General features: G+C 70.2%; 18 protein-coding genes and 1 pseudogene. 13 read left to right on the top strand and 6 right to left on the bottom strand.

Going from position 1 to position 18,621, the window contains the following annotated elements:
• Nucleotides 1-4 precede the first annotated feature (4 nt).
• The 4 genes and pseudogenes from ACFYWM_RS05935 to pknB all read left to right on the top strand — a co-directional run bounded on the left by ACFYWM_RS05935 (nucleotide 5) and on the right by pknB (nucleotide 6,264).
• Nucleotides 5-1,384 (top strand): FtsW/RodA/SpoVE family cell cycle protein, encoded by a 1,380-nt coding sequence (locus tag ACFYWM_RS05935; protein ID WP_389909180.1) that lies wholly within the window; start codon nucleotides 5-7, stop codon nucleotides 1,382-1,384.
• Nucleotides 1,381-2,838 (top strand): peptidoglycan D,D-transpeptidase FtsI family protein, encoded by a 1,458-nt coding sequence (locus ACFYWM_RS05930; RefSeq protein WP_389909177.1) that lies wholly within the window; start codon nucleotides 1,381-1,383, stop codon nucleotides 2,836-2,838. The genes ACFYWM_RS05935 and ACFYWM_RS05930 overlap by 4 nt, the downstream gene beginning before the upstream one ends.
• Nucleotides 2,835-3,533 (top strand): annotated as a pseudogene (locus ACFYWM_RS05925) (protein kinase); the annotation flags it as partial. The gene ACFYWM_RS05930 and the pseudogene ACFYWM_RS05925, both read left to right, overlap by 4 nt.
• A gap of 856 nt (nucleotides 3,534-4,389) precedes the next feature.
• Nucleotides 4,390-6,264, top strand: coding sequence for a Stk1 family PASTA domain-containing Ser/Thr kinase (pknB, locus tag ACFYWM_RS05920; RefSeq protein WP_389909174.1), 1,875 nt, complete (start codon nucleotides 4,390-4,392; stop codon nucleotides 6,262-6,264).
• Nucleotides 6,265-6,491: 227 nt separating this feature from the next.
• Here the strand turns inward: pknB and ACFYWM_RS05915 are convergent, their stop codons facing one another.
• Genes ACFYWM_RS05915 through ACFYWM_RS05905 form a run of 3 tightly spaced genes read right to left on the bottom strand, consistent with a single transcriptional unit; the run spans nucleotide 6,492 to nucleotide 7,921 of the window.
• A complete protein-coding gene (locus ACFYWM_RS05915; RefSeq protein ID WP_389909171.1) occupies nucleotides 6,492-7,064 on the bottom strand; it encodes an anthranilate synthase component II in 573 nt (190 codons plus the stop codon).
• On the bottom strand, nucleotides 7,061-7,219 hold the full coding sequence (locus ACFYWM_RS05910; protein WP_389909168.1) for a hypothetical protein: 159 nt from the start codon (nucleotides 7,217-7,219) through the stop codon (nucleotides 7,061-7,063). Before ACFYWM_RS05910 ends, ACFYWM_RS05915 begins: the two co-directional genes overlap by 4 nt.
• A gap of 39 nt (nucleotides 7,220-7,258) precedes the next feature.
• A complete protein-coding gene (locus tag ACFYWM_RS05905) occupies nucleotides 7,259-7,921 on the bottom strand; it encodes a class E sortase (RefSeq protein WP_389909165.1) in 663 nt (220 codons plus the stop codon).
• 211 nt (nucleotides 7,922-8,132) lie between these two features.
• Here ACFYWM_RS05905 and ACFYWM_RS05900 point away from each other — a divergent pair, with 211 nt between their 5' ends.
• A complete protein-coding gene (locus tag ACFYWM_RS05900) occupies nucleotides 8,133-8,378 on the top strand; it encodes a cell division protein CrgA (RefSeq protein ID WP_389909162.1) in 246 nt (81 codons plus the stop codon).
• Nucleotides 8,379-8,426: 48 nt separating this feature from the next.
• Here the strand turns inward: ACFYWM_RS05900 and ACFYWM_RS05895 are convergent, their stop codons facing one another.
• Both ACFYWM_RS05895 and ACFYWM_RS05890 read right to left on the bottom strand, forming a co-directional pair.
• Entirely contained in the window at nucleotides 8,427-9,299 is an 873-nt protein-coding gene (locus ACFYWM_RS05895; protein ID WP_389909159.1) for a rhomboid family intramembrane serine protease, read from the bottom strand.
• 153 nt (nucleotides 9,300-9,452) lie between these two features.
• The gene (locus ACFYWM_RS05890) at nucleotides 9,453-9,989 is read right to left on the bottom strand and encodes a peptidylprolyl isomerase (RefSeq protein ID WP_389909156.1); all 537 of its coding nucleotides are present in this window, start codon (nucleotides 9,987-9,989) and stop codon (nucleotides 9,453-9,455) included.
• Nucleotides 9,990-10,195: 206 nt separating this feature from the next.
• Here ACFYWM_RS05890 and ACFYWM_RS05885 point away from each other — a divergent pair, with 206 nt between their 5' ends.
• Together ACFYWM_RS05885 and ACFYWM_RS05880 are read left to right on the top strand one after the other, a co-directional pair.
• Nucleotides 10,196-10,810 carry a hypothetical protein gene (locus ACFYWM_RS05885; RefSeq protein ID WP_389909153.1) on the top strand — a complete coding sequence of 205 codons (615 nt, stop codon included), beginning with the start codon at nucleotides 10,196-10,198 and terminating at the stop codon, nucleotides 10,808-10,810.
• Nucleotides 10,811-11,003: 193 nt separating this feature from the next.
• On the top strand, nucleotides 11,004-12,095 hold the full coding sequence (locus ACFYWM_RS05880) for a hypothetical protein (protein ID WP_389909150.1): 1,092 nt from the start codon (nucleotides 11,004-11,006) through the stop codon (nucleotides 12,093-12,095).
• Nucleotides 12,096-12,236: 141 nt separating this feature from the next.
• Here ACFYWM_RS05880 and ACFYWM_RS05875 read toward each other — a convergent pair whose 3' ends face one another.
• The gene (locus tag ACFYWM_RS05875; RefSeq protein ID WP_389909147.1) at nucleotides 12,237-12,851 is read right to left on the bottom strand and encodes a hypothetical protein; all 615 of its coding nucleotides are present in this window, start codon (nucleotides 12,849-12,851) and stop codon (nucleotides 12,237-12,239) included.
• Nucleotides 12,852-13,042: 191 nt separating this feature from the next.
• Between ACFYWM_RS05875 and ACFYWM_RS05870 the strand changes: the two genes are divergently transcribed.
• From ACFYWM_RS05870 to ACFYWM_RS05845, 6 genes are all read left to right on the top strand, one after another.
• The gene (locus ACFYWM_RS05870) at nucleotides 13,043-13,711 is read left to right on the top strand and encodes a response regulator transcription factor (protein ID WP_389909145.1); all 669 of its coding nucleotides are present in this window, start codon (nucleotides 13,043-13,045) and stop codon (nucleotides 13,709-13,711) included.
• A gap of 1 nt (nucleotide 13,712) precedes the next feature.
• The gene (locus ACFYWM_RS05865) at nucleotides 13,713-15,248 is read left to right on the top strand and encodes an ATP-binding protein (protein WP_389909142.1); all 1,536 of its coding nucleotides are present in this window, start codon (nucleotides 13,713-13,715) and stop codon (nucleotides 15,246-15,248) included.
• A gap of 50 nt (nucleotides 15,249-15,298) precedes the next feature.
• A complete protein-coding gene (locus ACFYWM_RS05860; RefSeq protein ID WP_389909139.1) occupies nucleotides 15,299-15,709 on the top strand; it encodes a Rieske (2Fe-2S) protein in 411 nt (136 codons plus the stop codon).
• Between the two features lie 363 nt (nucleotides 15,710-16,072).
• The gene (locus ACFYWM_RS05855; RefSeq protein WP_389909136.1) at nucleotides 16,073-16,954 is read left to right on the top strand and encodes a GNAT family N-acetyltransferase; all 882 of its coding nucleotides are present in this window, start codon (nucleotides 16,073-16,075) and stop codon (nucleotides 16,952-16,954) included.
• A 257-nt stretch (nucleotides 16,955-17,211) separates the two neighbouring features.
• Nucleotides 17,212-18,102, top strand: coding sequence for a L,D-transpeptidase family protein (locus ACFYWM_RS05850; RefSeq protein ID WP_389909133.1), 891 nt, complete (start codon nucleotides 17,212-17,214; stop codon nucleotides 18,100-18,102).
• Between the two features lie 224 nt (nucleotides 18,103-18,326).
• Nucleotides 18,327-18,560 carry a hypothetical protein gene (locus ACFYWM_RS05845; RefSeq protein ID WP_389909130.1) on the top strand — a complete coding sequence of 78 codons (234 nt, stop codon included), beginning with the start codon at nucleotides 18,327-18,329 and terminating at the stop codon, nucleotides 18,558-18,560.
• The last annotated feature ends 61 nt before the right edge of the window (nucleotides 18,561-18,621 follow it).

Raw genomic sequence — 18,621 nt, 5'->3', positions numbered from 1 at the left:
ACACATGAGCACCCCTAGCGCCGAGCCGGTCCCGCTTCCCGCCAAACGGCGGGTGGCCCAGTTGGCGATGCTCGCATTCGCGGTCGCCATCGTGATGCTGGCGTACGCCAACGTGGGGTTGGCCCTCGACAAGCAGATCCCCTCCGGAATGGTCACCTACGGCCTCAGCCTGGGTGGCCTGATGCTCGCCGCCTACCTGGTGCTGGCCAAGTTCGCGCCCTGGGCCGACCCGCTGATCCTGCCGCTGGTGACACTGGTCAACGGCATCGGGCTGGTGATCATCTACCGCCTCGAGGCGGGCGGCATGCCGGGGGCCTCGGCCACCAACCAGCTGCTGTGGACCGCGGTCGGGGTCGTCATGTTCTCCGTGACGCTGATCGTGCTGCGCGACCACCGCGCGCTGCAGCGTCTGACCTACACCATGGGCGCCGTCGGCCTGGCGTTGCTGGTCTCGCCGCTGCTGCCGTTCATCGGCCAGGAGATCAACGGCGCCCGCATCTGGATCGGCATCGCCGGCTTCACCCTGCAGCCCGCGGAGTTCACCAAGCTCGCCCTGGTCGTCTTCTTCGCCGGCTACCTGGTCGCCAAGCGCGACGTGCTCGCCCTGGCCGGGCGGCGGCTGCTCTTCATCGACCTGCCCCGGGCCCGCGACCTGGGCCCGGTGCTCATCACCTGGGGCCTCAGCCTGGGCGTGCTGATCCTGCAGAAGGACCTCGGCTCCTCGCTGCTCATCTTCGGCACGTTCATCGCGATGCTCTACATCGCCACCCAGCGCACCTCGTGGGTGCTCATCGGCATCCTGCTCTTCGTCGGTGGAGCGGTCCTGGCAGGCCTGCTCTTCGACCACGTCGCGGCCCGCTTCGAGGTCTTCCTCGACCCGGAGAACCCCGAGCTGTACGACCGCGAGCTCGGCGGCAGCTTCCAGCTCATGCAGGGCCTGTTCGCGATGGGGCAGGGCGGCGTGCTCGGCACCGGCCTCGGCCAGGGCCACCCCGACCTGATCCCGCTGGCCTTCTCCGACTTCATCTTCACCGCCGCCGGCGAGGAGCTCGGCCTGACCGGGCTGATGGCCCTGCTGATGGTCTACGCCCTGCTGGTGGAGCGCGGCCTGCGCACCTCGATCGCGGCCCGCGAGCCGTTCTCCAAGCTGCTGGCGGGCGGCCTGTCGTTCATCCTCGCCTGGCAGGTCTTCATCATCGTGGGCGGCGTGACCAACCTGATCCCGCTGACCGGCCTGGTCACCCCGTTCATGTCCCAGGGCGGATCGGCGCTGCTGGCTAACTGGATCCTTATCGCGCTGCTGGTACGCATGTCTGACACGGCGAGAAAGCCTCCGCCCCAGGCCATCCAGGACGAAGGAATGACGCAGGTGTTCCAGCGATGAACGGTCCCCTGAAGCGCGCCGCCCTGGCCTGCCTGCTCATGTTCGGTCTGCTCATGATCAACGTGAACTACCTGCAGGCCGTGCGCGCGGACGACCTGCGCAAGGACTCGCGCAACACCCGCAACTTCTACGCGCGCTACGAGGTCGAGCGCGGCCGCATCACCGCGGGCGACAAGATCCTCGCCGAGTCGGTCGACACCGGCGACGTCGAGTTCCGCTTCGAGCGGCGTTACCCCGAGGGCAAGATCTACGCGCCCATCACCGGGTTCTTCGCGCCCGAGAGCGAGCGCGACATGGAGCGGGCCGAGAACAGCCTCCTCAACGGCACCAGCGCCGACCTGCTGATCCGGCGCAGCATCGACCTGTTCACCGCCAAGCAGAGCAAGGGCGCCAACGTCGACCTGACGATCAACCCCAGGGCGCAGGAGGCGGCGTACAAGGCGCTGGGCGAGAGTGGCAAGAAGGGCGCGCTGGTCGCGATCGAGCCGAAGACCGGGGCGATCCTCGCGATGGTCTCGATCCCCACCTACGACCCCAACCTGCTGTCCAAACCCAGCAAGGAGGAGGTCAACAAGGCCTACAACAAGCTGGACAAGGACGAGGACAAGCCGCTGGTCAACCGGGCCATCGAGCGCACCTACCCGCCGGGTTCGACCTTCAAGGTCGTCACCACCGCCGCGTACCTGGAGAGCGACGACACCGTGGGCCCGGATACCCAGGTCGACGCCCCGCAGCGGCTGGACCTGCCCAACACCACCGCCGACCTGCCCAACTACGGCGGCGCGGCGTGCGGCGCCGGGCGGGTGACGCTGTCGTTCGCGCTGGAGAAGTCCTGCAACACCCCGTTCGGCAAGATCGCGATGGACCTCGGCTACGACGCCCTGCGCGACCAGGCCGTGAAGTTCGGCATCGGCGGCGATCCGATCGAGATCCCCCTGCCGGTCGCGGGCAGCGGCATCGGCCCCGAGGAGGACCAGGCGGCCCTCGCCCAGGCCTCGATCGGCCAGCGCAGCAACCAGATGACCCCGCTGCAGATGGCCATGGTCGCCGCCGGCATCGCCAACAACGGCGTGGTCATGAAGCCGTACCTGGTGAACAAGATCGCCGACTCCGAGGGGGGCGAGGTCGCGAGCGCCGACCCCGACGAGCTGGACACCGCGATGAGCGAGGACAGCGCGCGCAAGCTCCAGGAGATGATGGTCAACGTCGTCAACAAGGGCACGGCGAGCGCGGCGCAGATCCCGGGCGTGACGGTCGGCGGCAAGACCGGCACCGCGGAGACCTCCGAGGGCCGCGACCCGCACGCGTGGTTCATCTCCTTCGCCCCCGCGGAGGACCCCAAGGTCGCCGTCGCGCTGATCGTCGAGTCCGGGAGCGCCGGCAGCGACGCCTCCGGTGGTCAGACCGCGGCCCCGATCGCCAAGAGCGTGATGGAAGCGGTGCTGGGTAGATGACCGCGTTGCTCGGGGGCCGGTACCGCCCGCTGGGGCGGATCGCGTCGGGCGGCATGGGTGAGGTGTGGCGGGCCAAGGACGAGCTGCTCGGCCGCGAGGTCGCGGTGAAGCTGCTGCGCCCGCACGTGGCGGAGGACCCGGCCTTCCGCCTGCGGTTCCGCTCCGAGGCGCGCATCGCGGCCGGGCTGTCCGATCCCGGCATCGCGCAGGTCTTCGACTACGGCGAGGACGGCGGTGTCGCCTACCTGGTGATGGAGCTGGTGCCCGGCCAGTCCCTGGCCGGCATCCTGGCCCGCGACGGCGCGCTGAGCCCCGAGATCACCCTCGACGTGGTCCGCCAGACCGCGATGGGCCTGCACGCCGCGCACCGCGCGGGGATCATCCACCGGGACATCAAGCCCGGGAACCTCCTCGTGACCGAGGAGGGCGTGATAAAGATCACAGACTTCGGCATCGCGAGGGCGCTGGAGGCGGTGCCGGTCACCCAGACGGGCATCCTGATGGGCACCGCGCAGTACGTCAGCCCCGAGCAGGCGTCCGGCGACCCGCTGACGCCCGCCACCGACGTCTACTCGCTCGGGGTGGTCGCCTACGAGTGCCTGACCGGGCAGGCGCCGTTCCGCGCCGAGACGCAGGTGGCGATCGCCCTCATGCACATCGGCGAGCCCCCGCCGCCGCTGCCCGAGTGGATCCCGCCCGCGGTCCGCGATCTGGTCATGTCGTGCCTGGCCAAGGATCCGCTGCGGCGTCCGGCCGGTGCCAGGGAGCTGTCGGAGCGGGCGGACATGCTGCTCGACGCGCTGACCTCCACCGGTGCCACCGGTCTCGGCATGCTCACCGACCCGGTGGGCTGGCGCGCGGAGCCCGCGAGCGAGTGGCCCGAGGAGATCACCTCCGCCATCGCCACCCCCCTCCGGCCCGAGGCCGGTCCGGGTCCCGGTCAGGGCACGGGCCCCGGGGCGGGTGGGGGTTCCGGCAGGGGTCCGGGTCACGGCGCGGGGTCCGGCGCGAGCACGACCCCGCCGGGCGCCGTGCCGGCACGTCGCGGGCGTCGCGGCCTGCGCAGGACGACGGTGATCGTCGCCACGGTCGCGGGGTGCGCCGCCGCGGTCGGGCTGGGCGCGCTGGCGGTCCACGAGCTGACGAACCAGCCCGGTGACAGCGAGCCGGGAGAGCCGGTCGTACGGTCGAGCCCGGCCACCACGTCGCCGACGGCACGGCCGACGAAAAGCAAGCCTCCGACGAGCAGACCGCCGATCTCACCGACGAAGTCGGCCCGCCCGTCGGTCACGCCGTCGGCTACGGTAAGCACATCGGCCACGCCCACCGCAACGCCGAGCACGTCGCCACCGCCCAGCCCCAGCCCGACGCCCACCCCGACACCAACCACCCCGACGGTGACACCGAGTCCCACACCGAGCACGACTCCTGAACCCGGCGATACGGACCCGCCGAATGAGGAGACGTGATGCGGCAACGGGTCGATGATGGACACCGGTGGCCCAAGAGCTCACCGGCACCCAAGATGAACGGTAAGGGACAGTGCAGGAAATGACTCAGCCCCGACGCCTCGGCGATCGCTACGAGCTTGACGGCGTCGTCGGGCGTGGCGGCATGGCCGAGGTCTATCGCGCCCGAGACATCCGGCTGGATCGGATCGTCGCCATCAAGACCCTCCGCGCGGACCTGGCCAGGGACCACATCTTCCAGGCGCGTTTCCGCCGGGAGGCGCAGTCCGCCGCGTCACTGAACCACCCGTCCATCGTCGCCGTCTACGACACCGGCGAGGACGTCTCCGAGGGCGCGCCGGTGCCCTACATCGTGATGGAGTACGTCGACGGCCGCACGCTGCGCGACCTGTTGCGGGCCGACCGGCGGCTGCTGCCCGAGCGCGCCGCCGAGCTGGTCGACGGGATCCTGCGGGCGCTGGACTACAGCCACCGCGGCGGCATCGTCCACCGCGACATCAAGCCCGCGAACATCATGATCACTCGCAACGGCGACGTGAAGGTGATGGACTTCGGCATCGCCCGCGCGATGGCCGACTCGGCCGCGACGATGACGCAGACCGCCCAGGTGATCGGCACCGCCCAGTACCTCTCGCCCGAGCAGGCGAGGGGCGAGCGGGTCGACGCCCGCAGCGACCTCTACTCCACCGGCTGCGTGCTGTACGAGCTGCTGACCGGGCAGCCGCCGTTCACCGGTGACTCGCCGGTCGCGATCGCGTACCAGCACGTGCGCGAGGACCCGATCCCGCCGTCGCAGATCGACCGTGACATCCCCCAGTGGGCCGACGCCATCGTGCTCAAGGCGATGGCCAAGGACCCGGCGCACCGCTACCAGAGCGCCGGGGAGATGCGGGCCGACATCCAGCGGGCGATGTCCGGCATCCCGACGGACGCCCAGACGATGGCGCTGAGCGCCAACAACAGCTACGGCGCGTCCACCCGGACGATGCAGGCCCCCGGCCCCGGCGGTCCCGGCGGCCCGGCCACCCAGCGCACCACCGCCGTCCCCGCGTACGAGTACGGCGAGGAGGGCGGCCCGCGCACCGGTGGGGGCGGCCGGCGCCGGCAGCAGGGCGGCGGGAACACCGCGGTCAAGACCGCGGCGTGGATCCTCATCCCGCTGCTGGTCATCGGGGCCTTCATCGGCGTCGGCTACATGTTCCTCAGCTCGCCGGGCACGCCCACCACCGACGGCACGGTGAAGGTGCCGTCGCTGGCCTCGCAGACCGTGGAGGCGGCGAGCAAGAGACTCGAGAGTCTCGAGCTGAAGGTGAAGGTCGAAGAGGAGTTCGACGAGGAGATCCCGAAGGGCTCGGTGATCGAGACCGACCCGGCGGCCGACGCCGAGGTCGACAAGGGCACCGAGGTGACGCTCAAGGTCTCCAAGGGGATCGAGAAGGTCGAGGTGCCCGCCGTGCTCAACATGAGCGCGGAGGACGCCACCAAGGCCCTTGAGGACGCCGGCTTCGAGGTCAACCTGCAGACCAAGCCCTCCAGCCGCAAGCAGGGCATCGTCTTCGAGACCGTGCCCGCGGCGGGCAAGAAGGCCAACAAGGGCAGCACCGTCCGGATCTACGTCCCCAAGGAGGCGGTGGAGGTCCCGGCCGTGGTGAACCTCACGGTCGGGGACGCCAAGAACGCGCTCAAGGAGGCGGGCTTCAAGTGGAAGGTCGTCGAGCAGCCGAGCGACCTGCCCAAGGACACCGTGCTGAGCCAGTCTCCCGAGGCGGGCGGCAAGTATCAGCAGGGGACGACCATCACGCTGATCGTGTCGAGCGGGGCACCGCCCGAGCCGACCGAGCAGCCGACCATCCCCGAGGAGCAGGAGACCTTCCCCGAGGAGCCGACGGAGGACCCGCCCACGCAGCCCGACGACGGCACGATCTTCGAAGAGGCACCGCCCGGCGACGGGAACTGATCTGAGCACCTGACGAAGGCCCTCGCGACCACGCGGGGGCCTTCGTCGTTCCCGCCTTCGTTGTCTCCCGCTTTCGTTGTCTCCTGCTTTCGTTGTCTCCTGCCCGGAGAACCGGACGCAGGGGGATCGGAGATCGGGAGGCCCGGAAACGGGGAAGAGCCCTTCCGCCACTCGGGGGCGATGGCGGAAGGGCTCTCACTGGTCAATCGTTCAGGATGGGACCCGCGTTACAACAATCTTTTGAGCCAGTTTCCGAGCAGCCGGTGACCGTGCTCCGAGATCACCGATTCGGGGTGGAACTGCACGCCCTCGACGGGCGCGGTACGGTGCCGCAAGCCCATGATCACACCGTCGCCGGTGGTCGCGGTGACCTTGAGGACCTCGGGCAACGTCCCCGGCAGGACCGCCAGCGAGTGGTAGCGCGTCATGGTCACCGGTGACGGCAGGCCGGAGAAGACGCCGCTCCCGTCGTGCGAGATCTCGCTCGTACGGCCGTGCACCAGTTCGGGTGCCCGTCCCACGGTCGCCCCGTGGGCGACGGCGATGGCCTGGTGCCCTAGGCAGACGCCGAGCAGCGGGATGTCGTGGGCCTCGCAGTGGCCGACGAGCGGGACGCTCACCCCCGCGTCCTCCGGGGTGCCGGGGCCGGGGCTGATCAGGACCCCGTCGAAGCCACGGGTGTCCTCGACCGTGACCCGGTCGCGCGGGCGCACGTCACAGGTGGCGCCCAGCTCGCGGAGATACTGGACGATGGTGTGGACGAAGCTGTCGTGGTTGTCGACGACCAGGACGCGGCTCATCGGCCCACGGTGGCCAGGTCGAGGGAGACGCGAGGTTCGATCCAGGGGAACACGACATACCAGAGTACGGCCGCGACCAGCCCGGCCAGCACCAGGGCGGTGAACCCCCTGACCGCGAGGTTTCCGGGAAGCGTCCGCCAGATCCAGCCGTACACGGGACCTCCTTTCCTGCCCGGGGCGTCCCCCGGGTCTGTTCAGGGCGTCTCCCCGGGCCGTTCGAGACGCTTCTCGCGTCCTTCCAGCTCGCCGGAGACGATGAGGCGCTGGGCGGCCGAGTACTCCGGGTGGCAGGTGGACAGGGTGATCAGCGCCCTGGTCGGCTCGCGACCCGGCAGGCCGGGAACCGGGGCGACGACGCCGATCTCGGTGGGGTCGACGACGCGCTTGCCGGTGACGCGGTAGGTGTAGCGGGCCTCGCGGGCGTCGATCACGATGAGGTCGCCCCGGCGGAGCTCGTCGATGCGGTTGAAGGGAGCGGCGTAGGTGGTCCGATGGCCCGAAAGAACGAAATTACCGATTTTTCCGGGCATGGCGGTTCCGGGGTAGTGGCCGGGGCCCATCCGCAGCCGATCCTGGTCGACGCCCTCCACGATGGCGTACCGGTAGTCGTCCCCGAGCCTGGGGATCGCCAGCATCGCCACCGCCCCGCCCAGCCGGATCGGCCCGACCGGCTCGCCCCGCCGGTTCCCGGCCCCTCCAGCCTGCGGGATGCCCTGTTCCAGGAGCTCCCTGCGCAGCAGCGCCTGCTGCCCGGCGGTGTAGGAGCCGGTGCCCCACAGCAGGTAGGCGCAGAAGAGGAGGACGACCAGCCCCGCGGTGACGCTCAGGTCGCCCAGAGCCCTCAGCGCCGCTCTCATGGGATCAGGTTAGTGACGTAAAACACGTTCGGAGCGGACCGGATCACGGGTCCGGCGCAACATTTGCCACAGGATGGTGCCCCACGGAATCGCCATGGTCCACCTGCGCAGACTATCCTTACACGGAACTTCACCCACTAGCGATTACGCTAATCGACACGGCCTGCGCACGATCCAGATCGCGCAGGGTTGACGCAGGAGAAGAACCCCAGTGCCCAAGCCCAAGACTCGCAAGAAGCCGGTCTACACCCCGCCGCAGACCACACAGCAGGTCAAGGTCAGCCCTCGCTGGCTGGCGCCGGTCATGGTGACCTGCTGGATCGTCGGCATCCTGTGGATCGCCGTCTACTACGTGGCGCCCACCGCTCCCCTCCTCGGCACCCTACAGAACTGGAACCTGCTGGTCGGGTTCGCGTTCATCATCCTCGGGGTGATCCTTTCCACCCGCTGGCGCTAGCTTTTCCACAGGCACTGTCCACACCCTGGGGAAGCATCAGGGTGTGGATCAACCGAAGATCCCGAGTTCGGCCTGGACGGCGAACGGCGGCAGCCCCAGCACCAGCGCGACCAGGACGATCAGCACCGCCGCGCAACCTCCCCACTGGATTGCGCTGCGGTTCCTGGCCGGGGCGAAGGCGAAGACCGCGGCGACCAGCGCACCGGTGATCAGGCCGCCGAGGTGTCCCTGCCAGCTGATGCCGGGGACCACGAAGGTGATCACGGCGTTGGCGCCGATCAGCCAGAGCACGCCCTGGGCGTTGTAGCCGAGCTTCTTGGCGAGTACGAACAGCGCGGCGAACATGCCGTAGATCGCGCCCGAGGCACCGACCGCGGCGATGCCGAACAGGTAGACCGCGACGGACCCGCCGAGCGCGGCGAGGAGATACAGCGTCAGGAACCTGGCCGACCCGAGGCGCCGCTCCAGCTCGGGGCCGATGGCGTAGAGCGCCCACATGTTGAACACGATGTGGGTCAGGGCGAAGCCACCGCCCGACAGCGGCTGGTGCAGGAAGGCGCCGGTGATCAGGCGCCACCACTCACCGTTGTAGCCGACCTCGTAGGCGTTCATCATGAAGTTGGTCAGCACCCACTCGGTGCTCACGGTCTCGGCGGCGTACGCCAGGACGTTGACGATCAGCAGCGCCCAGGTGACGCGGGGCGTGGTGACCGCCCGGCCGCCGAACACGGACTGCGCCTGCCGCATCCCCTTGTTGCCCTCGGCCACGCACTCGGGGCACTGGAAGCCCACCGAGGCGTCGCGCATGCAGTCGGGGCAGATGGGACGGTCGCAGCGCTGGCAGCGGACGTAGGTCTCACGTCCTGGATGCCGGTAGCAGGTGGGGACAACGGTGGGCTCGTTGGACGGCTGGGTGGTCATGTGTGTGGCTGGCCCCTTCGAGCGTGCTGTTATCCACAGACTGCCAGCCTATTCACGATCCCGAGCGCCCGTACACCCATGGATGCCCGCCGCCGGGGACGGAAGCGGGAACGCGAACGGCGGCCTCCGAGGGAGGCCGCCGGGCGATGGAGATCAGCTCTGGACGCGCTCGATGGTCACCGACTCCAGGACCACGGGCTCCGTGGGACGGTCGCGGGCGTCGGTGTCGGTCTTGGCGATGGCGTCGACGACGTCCTGGCCCTCGATCACCTCACCGAAGATGGTGTGCTTGCCGTTGAGGTGCGGCGTGGGCACCACGGTGACGAAGAACTGCGAGCCGTTGGTGCCGCGGCCGAACTGGACACCGGCGTTGGCCATGGCGAGCAGGTACGGGCGGTTGAAGTAGAGGTCCGGGTGGATCTCGTCGTCGAACTTGTAGCCGGGGCCGCCGACGCCCTGACCCAGCGGGTCGCCACCCTGGATCATGAATCCGGAGATGACCCGGTGGAAGACCGTGCCGTCGTACAGCTTGGCGGTGGACTTCTGGCCGGTCTCCGGGTGCACCCACTCGCGGGTGCCCTCGGCGAGCTCGACGAAGTTCTTCACGGTCTTGGGCGCGTGATCCGGGAAGAGCTGGACCTTCACGCTACCGCGGTTGGTGTTGAGGTTCGCGATCAACTTCTCAGCCATGATCGGACTGCCCCCTTCAGGTCGTAGGAATACCCGTGCAACGTATTGCTTTTGTGGCATTTTGACGATTTCGGCCGTGGCCGCATCCCCAAGCATCCTCCCACGGGCCGTCATGATTGAGCCGCCTTCGAGCGGGAAGGGGTGGCGACGGGGCCCCAACGAATGGGGAGGTTGTTGTGCCTCTAGCACTGTTTGGAAAGCGCCACATGAAGATCGTGGCACCGGAAAGGCGGCTGCGCCACGTGAAGGCTCAGGCCGTCCGAGCCGCGGACCGGGTCGGCCCGATGGCCGTCCACGCCCGTGACGCGGCCAGTACTCATGCCCATGACATGGCCATCCAGGCTCGTGACGTGGCCGGGCACGCCCGCGAGATGGCCGGCCAGGCCCGTGAAGTGGCCGGTCAGGCTCGTGACGTGGCCAGCGAGAAGATCATCGTGGCACGCGGGTGGGCGGCACCCAGGCTCGACGCCGCCGCGCACTCGTTCGAGGAGCAGCTCGCGCCGAAGATCAGCGCCGCGCTGTCCCAGGCCGCCGCGAGGATCGATCCCACTCCCGCGAAGTCCAGGAAAACGCCGATGATCCTGCTCTTCGCGGGCGTCGCGATCGCGGCGGCGGGCTATGTCCTGTACCGCAGGAACGCCGACCAGTGGGCGGACACCCTGAAGGAGAGCGCCTCCGACGCGTCCCAGTGGGTCGGGCAGAAGACGGAGGCCGCGGCCGGAAAGGTCTCCGGCACGGCGGACGACGCCGCGACGAAGACCGACGAGATCGGCGCCAAGGCCGATTCCAGGGCGGAGCACGCCTCCAAGAAACTGCCCTAGGGATCGGAGCGCGCCGGTCGGTCGCACGAGTCCGGCCGGTGGCGCGAACACGGCGTACGGCCGAAGGCGGCGTACGGCGATCGCCAGGAGTACGGCCCGCACCGCGAAGGTGCGGGCCGTACTCCTGTGCGGGAGCCCATTGACCGATCACCAAGCGCTTGTTAGAACGTGTTCCCGGACCCAAGGAGCACCGATGACGCTGTCGCCCCTCGACGACCATCCCGTACACCAGTCGCCCGAGGTGATGCGGCACGTCACGACGTCGGACCGCAACTTCTACGACCGGTACTACTTCAACTGCCACGCCGGGTCCGACGAGCTGATGCTCATCGTCGGTCTCGGCCAGTATCCCAACCTCGGGGTCACCGACGCGTTCGCCTGCGTGCGGTACCGGAACCTGCACCGCGTGGTGCGGGCCTCCCGGGAACTCGGCGACGACCGGATGGACACGCGGGTCGGCCCGTTCAGGGTCGAGGTGATCGAGGGCCTCCGGCGGCTGTGGGTGGTGCTCGACGCCACGGAACACGGCCTGTCCTTCGACCTCACCTGGGAGGGCACCGTACCGGCCACCCTGGAGCCCCGGCACTTCCTGCGCTGGCAGGAGCGCGTGGTGTTCGACTCCTCCCGGATGGCCCAGACCGGCCGGTGGACCGGTCACATCCTGGTCGGCGACGAGCGCGTCGAGGTCACCCCCGACCGCTGGCAGGGCGCCCGCGACCGCTCGTGGGGCATCCGCCCGGTCGGCGAGCCCGAGCCCCCCGGCATCCAGGCGCGCAACACGGGCACCTTCTACTGGCTCTACGCGCCCGTCCAGTTCGACGACCACGCGATCCTGTGCATCGTCCAGGAGGACGACAAAGGCCGCCGGTTGCTGGAGGAGGCGGTGCGCGTGTGGGGGTTCGGCTCTCCGAGGGAGGGCGAGGAGGAGTATCTCGGCCGTCCCGAGTACCGTCCGACGTACGTGGACGGCACCCGGGAGGTGCGCGAGGCGACGATCTCCTTCTCCCCGCCGGGCGGGAAGCCCTTCGACCTGCACTGCGTCCCGATTCTCCCGGTGCACCTGATGGTGGGCACCGGATATGGCCTGGAATCGGATTGGAAGCACGGCATGTACCAGGGCCCCGGCCCGGTGGTCCAGGGCGTCACCCACACGCTGCCCGAGGACGCCCCCAGGATGTGGGGCATGGTCGACGCGGTCGGCCGCTTCGAGTACGACGGCCGGATCGGCTACGGGTTGTACGAGTACTGGGCCCTGGGCCCGCACCCGTCCTTCCCCGAGGGCTGACCACCGCGCATGACCCGTTCATCCCCGGCGCCCCTTCGAGCCGGCTGCGAACCGGCCCGGGTCATTCCCGCACGGATGCCCGGGCCGGTTCGCAGGTCTTTCCGGGGACGCCCCTCGGCTCGCCGGGGCGTCCCCGCGGTCTCACTCCTCCGTGGCCTTGCTGACGCAGGTGACGGCGGGCACGTCGCCCTCCGACTGCTTGCCCGTCACCTTGACCTCGGTGACCGCGGTCCCGTCGGGGGCGGACACGGCCGTGGAGAGCGTGGCCGCCTCCCCGGGCTTCGGAGCGCCCTCGGGACGGGGGGACGCGGCTATGATCCTGACGGCCCTGGGCGGGGTCACGCCCTCGGGCGGGGCGGGCGGCGCCGAGTCCGGCCGCGCCGTCAGGATGTCGTCGGCGATCGTGGCGCCTCCGGCCTCGGCTCTCCTGAACTCGTCGACCCTGAGCTCGCCGACCTCGGGCCTCTTCGACTCACCGGCTTCACCGGCCTTTCCCGGAGGCACAGCGGGCACGGCGGGAATGGCGGGCACCGCGAGAGCGGCCCCCTCCTTCTCCAGCTTCTCGCGCTCGGCGTCGGTGAGCCGGCGCGTCGTCAGGGTCACGTGGCCGCCTCCCTCGCACTGGATGAGCACGACGCCCTCCTTGGGCAGGGGGGCGGGAGCCGGGGTGGGTGTGTCGGCGCTGGCGGCTCCGGTCAGCGTGGCCATCAGAGCCCCCGCGGTCACCACGGCGGCGGCGAGCATGCGGATGCGCATGGATGTTCTCCTTGTCAGGCGAGGTCAGACGGATCAGCGGGCGAATCGGTGGACGAATCGCAGGTGGCTGGTGAGCGGACCGGCATGCGGTTCTGGAGGTCACAGGCTCCCGCCCGTTGCCTGAACCCAGCCTGAAGGCGCCAGAAATCGTCTTCAGGTTGGCTTTAGGCGGGGTACGGCAGGCTGGCGGCATGCGCGTGCTACTGGTTGATGACGAGAAGCGCCTGGCCCACCTCCTGAAGGAGGGGCTGGCGGGCGAGGGATTCGCCGTCGACGTCGCGTACGACGGGCGCGACGGGCTGTGGATGGCGACCGAGAACCCGTATGACGTGATCGTGCTCGACGTCATGCTGCCCCGGATGAACGGCTACACCGTCTGCGCCAGGCTCCGTGACGCGGAGAACTGGACGCCGATCCTGATGCTCACCGCCAAGGACGGGGTGCACGACGAGGCCGAGGCCCTGGACACGGGCGCGGACGACTTCCTGTCCAAGCCGTTCTCCTACGTGGTGCTGCTGGCCCGGTTGCGCGCGCTGGTACGCAGGGGCGGCAGGGCGAGGCCGGTGTCCATCGCGGTCGGCGACCTGACCGTCGATCCGGCGGGGCTTCGCTGCCGCCGGGGCGAGGTGGAGATCTCCCTCACGCCCAAGGAGTTCGCGGTCCTGCACGGCCTGGCGCGCAGGCAGGGCGAGGTGGTCTCCAAGAGCGAGTTGCTGGCCCAGGCGTGGGACTTCTCCTACGACGGCGACCCGAACATCGTCGAGGTCTACGTCAGCGCGCTCCGCCGCAAGATCGACTCCCCGTTCGGACGCTCGTCTCTGGTGACCGTACGCGGCGCCGGCTACCGGCTGGAGGCCTGAGATGGCGCCGCGCCTGTCGGTACGGCTCCGGGCGACCCTCGCGGCGACCGCCATCGTCGCGGTCGCGCTGGGCGTGGCGGCCTCGGTGCTCGTCGGCGTGCTGACGGGGAGCCTGACGCGGAGCGCCTCCGACGAGGCCGCCCGGCGCGCCGGCGCCACCGCCGACGTGCTCGCCGACGCCGCCGCCGGTGTGCTGCCCGGCGGCGTGGTGACGATCGGTGTCCCGGCGGCCGAAGCCACCTCGGCCGAAGCCGCCTCGATCGCCGTCACCTCGACCGCCGTCTCGGCCGCCGCGCCGAAGTCCCCCGCGTGCACGATCGACGCTCCGTCGGTCGACGTGGTGACCGTCACCGGGGCGCGGGGCGAGACCTCCCGGCACCCGGAGCCGGCCCTCCTCGACCCCGACATCAAGATCTTCACGCATGCCGTGCCGCCCGCTCCGACGCGCTCCGCCCCGGCCCCGGCCGCCTTCCGGTCGCCCGGCGGGGTCGCGGAACCCTCGGCGGTGGCCCTGCGGGGCACCGCGAGCGGAGCCGCGCTCCAGCCGGCCGAGGTGGCGCGGTGGGCTCCCGGCGAATCCTTCGCCCTGGCCACGATGCCGGTGAACACCGCCAACGGCACGCTGTTGGTACAGGCCAGGGCGTCGCTCGAACCGACGATGGACGCCCTGACGGCCCTGCGCGGCCTGCTGCTTCCCGGCATTCCCGCGTTGCTCCTGCTGGTCGCCGCCCTCACCTGGCTCGCCGTCGGCCGGGCGCTGGCGCCGGTCTCGGCCATCCGCGCCGAGATGGCCGACATCACCGCCAGCGACCTGCACCGGCGGGTCCCCGTACCGAGGTCGCGTGACGAGATCGCCCGCCTCGCCGAGACCATGAACCGCACGCTCGACCGCCTCGAACTGGCGGTGAGCCGGCACAAGCGCTTCGTCGCCGACGCGGCCCACGAGCTCCGCAGCCCGCTCGCCATCCTGCGGACCCGCCTGGAGCTGGCCCGGCCGGGGCCGCTGGCGGCCGAGGCGCTCACCGACGTGGAGCGGATCCAGGCCCTCACCTCCGACCTCCTCCTGCTCGCCCGCCTGGACGCCGGTGAGCCCACCTGTCACGAGGAGGTGGACCTCGGCCAGGTCACCGCCGAGGAGGCGGCCAGGTCGCGGCCGAGGCCGGAGATCAGGGTCACGCTGGAGGTGGCGGCCGACACCGTGGTCCTCGGTTCCGCCGGGCAGCTGCGCCGCCTGGTGGCCAACCTGGTGGACAACGCCGTACGCCACGCGAGTTCCGCGGTCACCGTCCGGCTGGCCGCGGAGGACGGTGAGGCGGTGCTCGACGTGCGCGACGACGGGCCGGGCATTCCCGCCGAGCACCACGAGGCGGTCTTCGACCGGTTCACCCGGCTGGACGAGGCCAGGGACAGGGACGCGGGCGGCGCGGGTCTCGGGCTGGCCATCGCCAGGGACATCGCGACACGGCACGGCGGCAGCCTGCGCGTCGCAGGGAAAGATCGCGGAGCATGGCTACAGGCCCGTTTTCCTGTGATATGAACCACACACGTGATCTTTCACGGACCCCTTCAATCTCCAGGAGGCCCGTCATGTCCGCCCCCACCCGCCGCTTCATGATCTTCCGAGGTCTCGCGGGCGGTGCCGTCGCCGCGATCGCGTCGGCCACCGCCTGGGCACGCCCCGCCGAGGCCGCCGAGAACACCGAGGAGGCCGCCGGCCCGATCCTCGCCAAGACCAGTAGCATTCCCGTCGGCGGCGGCCGGATCATCAAGGGAACGTGGGTGGTGACCCAGCCCAAGAAGGGCACCTTCCGCGCCTTCAGCGCGAAGTGCACGCACCAGGGCTGCCCGGTCTCCACCATCCGCGGCGGGACCATCAACTGCGCCTGCCACGGCAGCAGGTTCCGGATCACCGACGGCTCGGTGGCCAAGGGCCCCGCCAAGCGGCCGCTGGCCCGCAAGAAGATCAGGGTCTCCAAGGGAGTCATCCGGCTGAGCTGAGCGACCGGCGCCGCTCCCACGATGCACGCGAGACCCGCCAGATGATCGGTGAAGGTTTCACGTGAATCAATGCGCTTCGCGGGGGTAGAGGGTGAGGTCGCGCCCGCCTCGCGGAGCGCGGGGAGCTCAGGGAGCTCAGGGAGCTCAGGGAGCGGGAATATCCGGATGCGTCCGGCGGGGAGCGGCGAAAGAATACGCGATCCGGCGATCCCGCGATCCGGACGCGTGCGCCGGTGGTTCGGGGTGCCGGGGTTCGGGTGCTTCGACGGCTGGCCGGTCCGGCGAGTCCTTGGTCCTGCCGTACAGGCCGTACAGAGCGCCGGGTCCGGTCGTGGAGGCGCCATGGGAGGGATGTGAAGACCGATGGGTGACATCACCGTGCGCCCCTACGAGGGCCCCGCCGACCTGCGGAGGATGCAGGGACTCGTGCAGGCGACCTGGGGTCCCTCCACCCGGCCGCACGTCGGGGGCCTCGCCTGGAGCAGGTTCCAGCACGTGGGGCGGGAGGCGGAGTGGCCGACGGCGCTGTGGGAGCGCGACGGCGACACCCTCGCGTGGGGGTGGGCGATGCCCCCGGGCGAGCTGGAGATGTACGTGCATCCGGAGCGTCCCGAGCTGGCGGACGAGGTGCTCGACTGGTTCGGCGGCGTGGCCGGCGGCGGCGAGTTCGGGGTGACGATCCTGGAGGGCGAGAGGCGTCTCGCCGCGGCCCTGTCCCGGCACGGCTACCGGCGGGAGCCCGCGGACGCGCCCTTCCTGTCACACATGTCGCGCGACCTGCGCGACCTGCCGGAGCCCGAGGTGCCTCCCGGTTTCGTCGTTCGCCACGTGCGCGGTGAGGAGGACGTGCCCGAGCGGGTGGCCGTGCACCGGTCGGCGTTCGCGCCCTCGTCGGTCACCGAGGAGAGCTACCGCAACGTCATGGGCGCGTGGCCCTACCGGCGCGAGCTGGACTGCGTCGTCGAGGCGCCAGACGGCCGCGCGGTGTCGTACTGCCTGATCTGGCTGGACGACGCCAACGGCGTCGGGGAACTTGAGCCGGTCGGCACGCACCGGGACTTCCGGCGGATGGGGCTGGCCCGTGCGGCCAGCCTGTACGCGCTGCACCGGCTCCGGGAGGCGGGGGCGACCGGCGCGGTCGTCCGTCCCCGGGGGGACGCGGGATATCCGGTGCCCGTACGGCTGTACGAGGCACTCGGCTTCCGCGCCCACGACCGGACGGTCCGCTACTCGCGTGCCCGGTGAGTACCGACAGGTCCCGGTGAGCCCTGGTGAGCCCTGGTGAGCCCCGCCAGGCTTTGGCGAACCCCGGTGAGCGCGTTCATCGGTTTCAGAAATATTTGCCGAATATCGCCATATAACACCGCCCGCAAATATATGCAGATTTTCTCGGGAAAATTCCCCCGAGATAACCCTTGAACCGCACGCGGATGTATAAGTCTTACTCACCGGCAAGTAGCATTACAGGGTTGATCGCCCCCGTCGGTGGATAGACGTCACATATGCGAAGCACCATTCGACGCTCCCTGATCAGCAGCACCGCCTTCGCCCTGGTCACCGCCCTTCCCTTCAACGTCGCGCCCGTCCTGGCCGACCCCGCCCCCGATTCCCGGCACGTTCCCCTGCCGGATCAATTCGCGCTTCTCAAAACAGGCAGCAGGGGAATAGAGGTGCATAACGCGAAGAAAAGGCTTAAAGAATTGGGTTTCCCCCCGGGAAATCTCACCCCCACCTATGACTCCGCCCTGCGAATGACCGTTTGGGCCTTCCAGAAGGCCAACGGGTTGAAGCCCGTCGACAGGATCGACTCGCCGACCTGGCAGGCCCTCCTGCACCCTCGTCGTGTCAAACCTCTGGTGGCGGACGGGGAGCCGGAAAGGGCCGAGATCGATCTGCGGCGCCAGCTCCTCACGGCGTGGAGGGACGGGAAACCCGTGCTGGTGACCCATATCTCGACCGGCGCCCGCAGGCCGTACTGCGAGAAGGGCCACTGCGGGTTCGCCGAGACCCCGGTCGGCGACTACCGGGCGGGGGTGCGGGTTCCCGACTGGTCCACGGGAGTCCTTGGGGCGATGTTCTACTCCGTCTACTTCAACGGCGGCATCGCCATCCACGGCTCCACCCTCGTCCCCCGCTACCCCGCGTCCCACGGCTGCGTCCGGGTCCCGCTGCACAACGCCCTCGACGTCTACCGGTTCCTCCGGCCGGGCGTCCCCGTGTACGTCCGCCGCCCGGAGGTTCCCGGGCGCCGTCCGAAGGCGCGCGGGGGACAGCAGGCCCGGCTGCCCAAGGCACGCCCCCCGGAGGCTCCGCACCGCGCACACCGCCACTCCCCACGCCCCGGGCGTCCCACCGGCGACCGGACGGTGCGTGCCGACAGGAGCGGCCGTTGAGCCGAGAAGCGGCCCTCCCGCCGCGAGGTCCCAGCGCGAGCCGCAAGGTCCCACCGTGAGTTCCCATGGCGAGACCCCACCGCGCGGTCTCGCCACGCGGTCCGGCGAGAAATCCCGGCCGGTACGGCGATCGAACCGATCCGGCGGGCTTAGAACCGGTGCCGCGAGGTGATGATGAAGATGTCGGCAGATCATTCCGAAGGGCGTGAACCGTGATACCAACCATGATCCTGTTCGGTCTGGTCTTCGGGCGCTGGTGGCGGGCCTCCCTCCTCGCCGCCGCCGTGTTCTGGCCCGCCGTGCTCCTGGCCGGCGACGTGATCGGATTCGACGGTTCACTGGTGACGGCGGCCGCGCTGGGAGTGCTCAACGTCGCCGCCGGGGTGGCGATTCACCAGAGCGTCCTGTGGATCGTCAGGAACACGATCACGCAGCGGCCACGGGCGAAGAACCTCTAGCCGTACGGCCACCGCACGTGCCGGGGTGCTCGGCGTCCCCGACGGCGTCCCTCAGGGCGAC

Source organism: Streptosporangium sp. NPDC002721 (assembly GCF_042888905.1).
Taxonomy (GTDB): Bacteria; Actinomycetota; Actinomycetes; order Streptosporangiales; family Streptosporangiaceae; genus Streptosporangium.
Note: the sequence above shows the minus strand (reverse complement) of the source record. Positions and strands in the feature narration are given on the sequence as shown.

Bases quoted from the DNA above. Each gene is read 5' to 3' on its own strand.
- ACFYWM_RS05935 (WP_389909180.1), top strand. From the start codon at position 5: ATGAGCACCCCTAGCGCCGAGCCGGTCCCGCTTCCCGCCAAACGGCGG.
- ACFYWM_RS05930 (WP_389909177.1), top strand. From the start codon at position 1,381: ATGAACGGTCCCCTGAAGCGCGCCGCCCTGGCCTGCCTGCTCATGTTC.
- pknB (WP_389909174.1), top strand. From the start codon at position 4,390: ATGACTCAGCCCCGACGCCTCGGCGATCGCTACGAGCTTGACGGCGTC.
- ACFYWM_RS05915 (WP_389909171.1), bottom strand. From the start codon at position 7,064: ATGAGCCGCGTCCTGGTCGTCGACAACCACGACAGCTTCGTCCACACC.
- ACFYWM_RS05905 (WP_389909165.1), bottom strand. From the start codon at position 7,921: ATGAGAGCGGCGCTGAGGGCTCTGGGCGACCTGAGCGTCACCGCGGGG.
- ACFYWM_RS05895 (WP_389909159.1), bottom strand. From the start codon at position 9,299: ATGACCACCCAGCCGTCCAACGAGCCCACCGTTGTCCCCACCTGCTAC.
- ACFYWM_RS05890 (WP_389909156.1), bottom strand. From the start codon at position 9,989: ATGGCTGAGAAGTTGATCGCGAACCTCAACACCAACCGCGGTAGCGTG.
- ACFYWM_RS05885 (WP_389909153.1), top strand. From the start codon at position 10,196: ATGAAGATCGTGGCACCGGAAAGGCGGCTGCGCCACGTGAAGGCTCAG.
- ACFYWM_RS05880 (WP_389909150.1), top strand. From the start codon at position 11,004: ATGACGCTGTCGCCCCTCGACGACCATCCCGTACACCAGTCGCCCGAG.
- ACFYWM_RS05875 (WP_389909147.1), bottom strand. From the start codon at position 12,851: ATGCGCATCCGCATGCTCGCCGCCGCCGTGGTGACCGCGGGGGCTCTG.
- ACFYWM_RS05870 (WP_389909145.1), top strand. From the start codon at position 13,043: ATGCGCGTGCTACTGGTTGATGACGAGAAGCGCCTGGCCCACCTCCTG.
- ACFYWM_RS05865 (WP_389909142.1), top strand. From the start codon at position 13,713: ATGGCGCCGCGCCTGTCGGTACGGCTCCGGGCGACCCTCGCGGCGACC.
- ACFYWM_RS05860 (WP_389909139.1), top strand. From the start codon at position 15,299: ATGTCCGCCCCCACCCGCCGCTTCATGATCTTCCGAGGTCTCGCGGGC.
- ACFYWM_RS05855 (WP_389909136.1), top strand. From the start codon at position 16,073: ATGGGTGACATCACCGTGCGCCCCTACGAGGGCCCCGCCGACCTGCGG.
- ACFYWM_RS05850 (WP_389909133.1), top strand. From the start codon at position 17,212: ATGCGAAGCACCATTCGACGCTCCCTGATCAGCAGCACCGCCTTCGCC.
- ACFYWM_RS05845 (WP_389909130.1), top strand. From the start codon at position 18,327: ATGATCCTGTTCGGTCTGGTCTTCGGGCGCTGGTGGCGGGCCTCCCTC.